Raw genomic sequence first — 4,103 nt, 5'->3', positions numbered from 1 at the left:
CTGTGGTTATGGGTCCCGGCCTTCGCCGGGACGACAACTGAGAGCTTGGTCGGCAGCGTGCTCACACGCACGCCGCTACTTCGCATCCGCTGCGTGCAGCACCGCCTTGCACGCCGCCGGCATCTGGGCCAGCGTCATCGGCGGTTTCGGTTTTGGCGGCTCCGGCGGCGGTTTGGGGTGCAGCACTGCATCGGAGAACCAGTAGGCGAGATCGGCGTCCTTGCAGCCTTCGTCCTCGGACTGCGACGGCTGGCCCTCGCATTCGCCGGCGCCCGGCGGGCAGCGCATGCGGATGTGGAAGTGATAGTCATGGCCCCACCAGGGCCGGATCTTCGACAGCCAGGAGCGGTCGCCCTTGGCCTCGCGGCACAGCGCCTTCTTGATCGCGGCATTGACGAAGATGCGCTGCACCGCCGGCTCCTGCGCGGCGTCGCGCAGCACCAGCACATGGGACGGCGTGAACACCTTCGGGTCGATGTCGAGCCGGTCCTGCCGCACCATCATCACCGCGGACATCTCCTCGCGCTCCTCGCGCGAGAGCCGATGGTCCGGCATCGGCGTCAGCCAGATGTCGGCATCGAGGCCGATCTGATGGCTGGCATGGCCTGACAGCGCCGGCCCGCCGCGCGGCTGGGCGATGTCGCCGACCAGGATGCCCGGCCAGCCGGCGTCCTTGTGCGCCCTGGCCGCGAGCCGCTTGATCAGCGCGATCATCGCGGGGTGGCCGAAATTGCGATTGCGCGACAGTCGCATCACCTGCCAATCGTCGCCGTTCAGCGGCATCCGTTCGGCGCCGCCGATGCAGCCCTTGGTGTAGGAGCCGATGACATGCGCCGGCCCTTTCGAGGGCAGCAGCTTTCGCGCGAACAGCTCCTTGGCGCCGATACTGGGATCATTGGGGTTGGCGAGCGGCGGCAGCGGCTTTGGGTTGACGCTGCCCTTGTCCTGGGCCAGCGCGCCGCTGGCGGTCAGGAGTGTCATGAAAAGCAGGAGAGGGGCGAGGCGGCGGGGACTCATGCTGATCACCTTATAGCCCAACGCCGTGTCAGGGTTAAGAATTAGGCTCGTCCGCCGCGGCGGCCCGGCCTCGCATGGCGATCTCCCGCGCATGCGGCGGTCTTGTTCGCGCGAGGTCCAGTGTTAGGGGCGCGCAATCGAACGTTCCGCATCGAAAATCCCACATCGGCCGGCCGTTTTTAACGGCGCGATAACCCTATGCTGCATTGACCAAAATTCATGCGTGGCGTGAGAAATACGCGTGGCTCGCATGCAATCACACGCGATTTCGGAAATGATTCAAGTGAGCGCGCAATTTTGCGCCAGCGCACCGTCCGATCGCGACGGCGAAAACAGGTTTGCTGCGCCCGCCGCGGTTTTCGCGCCTCGCAAACAGGCACAGCAGGCCGGCGATCCGCGGTCAGATCGGCGAAGATTACTTTTTTTTCAGACACTTGCCTCAAAACTTGCGGCCACAGGGCGCAACTGGGATATGTGAAGTTGAGTTTGGGGTCTCGAAAGCCAGGAAAGCGAAAGCGCAACGTGCGTGCTGCGGGCGGCCGGTCGCCGCGCAAGCCGCGCTTCGCGCGCGCCTCGCTTCGGCCCGCCGAACACGACGAACTCGTGCAGAGCCGCGCGGAGGCCGAAGCGGCCATCATCGAGGCGCGCAAATCGCATGAGCGGCTGCGCCAGGCCGTCGACCTGCTGCCGCAGGGCATCGTGATTCTCGATCCCGAAGGCCGCTACGTTCTCTGGAACAAGCAATATTCCGAGATCTACAGCAAGACCGCCGATCTGTTCGCTGAAGGCGCGCGCCTCGAAGACACGCTGCGCGTCGGCGTCGCCCGCGGCGACTATCCGGAAGCCGCAGGCCATGAGGAAGAATGGATCGCCCAGCGGCTGAAGAAGCTCTATCAGCCGGGCGCACGTCACGAGCAGACGCTGTCGGACGGCCGTGTCATCCTGATCGAGGAGCGCCGCACCGACGACGGCGGCGTCGTCGGCCTGCGCGTCGACATCACCGAGCTGAAGCAGCGCGAGGCCTCGTTCCGCCTGCTGTTCGACGGCAATCCCGTTCCCATGATCGTCTGCGCGCTGGACGACGAGCGCATCCTCGGCGTCAACGACGCCGCGATCGCCCATTACGGCTATAGCCGCACCGAGTTCGAGAAGCTGAAGATCCGGTCGTTGCAGGCCTTCGACAGCGAGCCGCCCTGGACCACCGATCGTTCCAGCGACGAGCAGGCCGCGCGCACCTGGAAGCACGTCAAGGCCGACGGCGCGCTGATCGACCTTGCGATCTACTCGCGCGAACTGACCTATGCCGAGCGGCCCGCGGTGCTGCTCGCGCTGATGGACATCACCGAGCGCAAGCGCGCCGAGGCGCGGCTGGCCTTCATGGCCCAGCATGACGGGCTGACCGGCCTGCCGAACCGCAACCTGTTGCGCCAGCAGGTCGACGAGATGCTGCTGCACACGCGCCGCAGCGCCGAGAAGGTCGCGGTGCTGATGCTGGGGCTGGATAATTTCAAGGCGGTCAACGAGACGCTCGGACATGCGATCGGTGACAAGCTGTTGCGCGGCGTCGCCAAGCGGCTGCGCTCCACCCTGCGCGAAGAGGACGCACTGGCGCGGCTCAATTCGGACGAGTTCGCGATCGTGCAGAGCGGGCTGGCCCGTCCCGAGGACGCGGTGATGCTGGCCAAGCGCCTGCTCGAGGCCATCGCCGATCCCTATCTGCTCGACGGCCATTCTGTGGTGATCGGCGCCTCCATCGGCATCGCGATGGCGCCGGCCGATGGCGATGATTCCGAAAAGCTGCTCAAGAGCGCCGACATGGCGCTGTCGCGCGCCAAGCTGGATGCGCGCGGCACCTTCGCCTTCTTCGAGGCGGCGCTCCATGCGAAGGCGCAGAGCCGCCGCAAGACCGAGGTCGAGCTGCGCGACGCGATCCAGAACGACGTGCTGCGGCCGTACTATCAGCCGCTGGTCGACCTCTCGAGCGGCCGCATCACCGGCTTCGAGGCGCTGGTGCGCTGGCCGCATGCCGAGCGCGGCATGGTCTCGCCGGCGGAGTTCATTCCGGTCGCGGAGGAAACCGGCCTGATCAATCCGCTCGGCGGCTTGATGCTGCGCCGCGCCTGCTTCGACGCCGCGACCTGGCCCGACGACGTCCGCGTCGCCGTCAATCTGTCGCCGCTCCAGTTCCGCAGCGGCAATCTGCTCTCGATGGTGACGGACGCGCTGAAGCATTCCGGCCTGCCACCGCGGCGGCTCGAGCTCGAGATCACCGAGACACTGCTGCTGGAGAAGAGCGCCCAGGTGCTGGCGACGCTGCATGCGCTGCGCGCGCTCGGGGTGCGCATCTCGATGGACGATTTCGGCACCGGCTATTCCAGCCTCAGCTACTTGCGCAGCTTCCCCTTCGACAAGATCAAGATCGACCAGTCCTTCGTGCGCGATCTCGGCGCCAACCGCGAAGCGCAGGCGATCATCCGCTCCATCGTCAGCCTCGGCAAGGGCCTTGGCGTCACCATCACCGCCGAAGGCGTCGAGACCGAGGCCGAGCTGAGCTGCCTCCGGGCCGAAGGCTGCGACGAAGGCCAGGGCTTCCTGTTCAGCAAGGCCCGCCCGAATATCGAGATCATCAGCCTGCTCGCCGCACAGCGCGGCATCGATGGCGCTGAGGACGAAGACGCCGCGATGGTGGCGTGATCTTGCGGCTCGCATAGCGACCCCTTGCGCTGAGCCGCGCCCGTTCCGGCCTGCATGGTTCGAGACGCCCGCTTAGGGCGGGCTCCTCACCATGAGGGTCCAACATCTCGCAGCGAAACAAGACCTCATCCTGAGAGCCCGCCTGCAGCGGGCGTCTCGAAGGATGGCCGCAGGGAGGCGATCCGCCAGACCTTCCTTCATAATTGATCGTCCTGCTGTCTGGTATGGTCGAACCTCAAGTCGCTCGCCGGCGTCTCATTGAGGATCGAATGAATGGATGCGGCTCCTCCCGTGACCTTTGACGTCCCCCCTTTGCCACAGCCCGGACCGCGCTATGCGCGCTTCTCGCGGCGTTTCAAGGCCGTTCTGCTCGACTGGATGCTGGCAATGGC

The 4,103-nt window shown here is 66.1% G+C and carries 2 protein-coding genes; one reads left to right on the top strand and one right to left on the bottom strand.

The genetic code is table 11. From position 1 onward, the window contains the following. Positions 1 to 75: 75 nt before the first annotated feature. Positions 76 to 1,017, bottom strand: coding sequence for a penicillin-insensitive murein endopeptidase (mepA, locus tag AC1D00_RS30175; protein ID WP_477013177.1), 942 nt, complete (start codon positions 1,015 to 1,017; stop codon positions 76 to 78). 522 nt (positions 1,018 to 1,539) lie between these two features. Here mepA and AC1D00_RS30170 point away from each other — a divergent pair. Beyond that, positions 1,540 to 3,711 (top strand): EAL domain-containing protein, encoded by a 2,172-nt coding sequence (locus tag AC1D00_RS30170; RefSeq protein WP_404552289.1) that lies wholly within the window; start codon positions 1,540 to 1,542, stop codon positions 3,709 to 3,711. The last annotated feature ends 392 nt before the right edge of the window (positions 3,712 to 4,103 follow it).

This window comes from Bradyrhizobium sp. P2_E8, from assembly GCF_056403875.1.
The sequence above is the reverse complement of the archived record's forward strand: the minus strand, read 5'-3'. Positions and strand labels throughout refer to the sequence as shown.

Excerpts from the sequence above, each read along its gene's own strand:
- mepA (WP_477013177.1), bottom strand. The coding sequence starts at position 1,017 with ATGAGTCCCCGCCGCCTCGCCCCTCTCCTGCTTTTCATGACACTCCTG.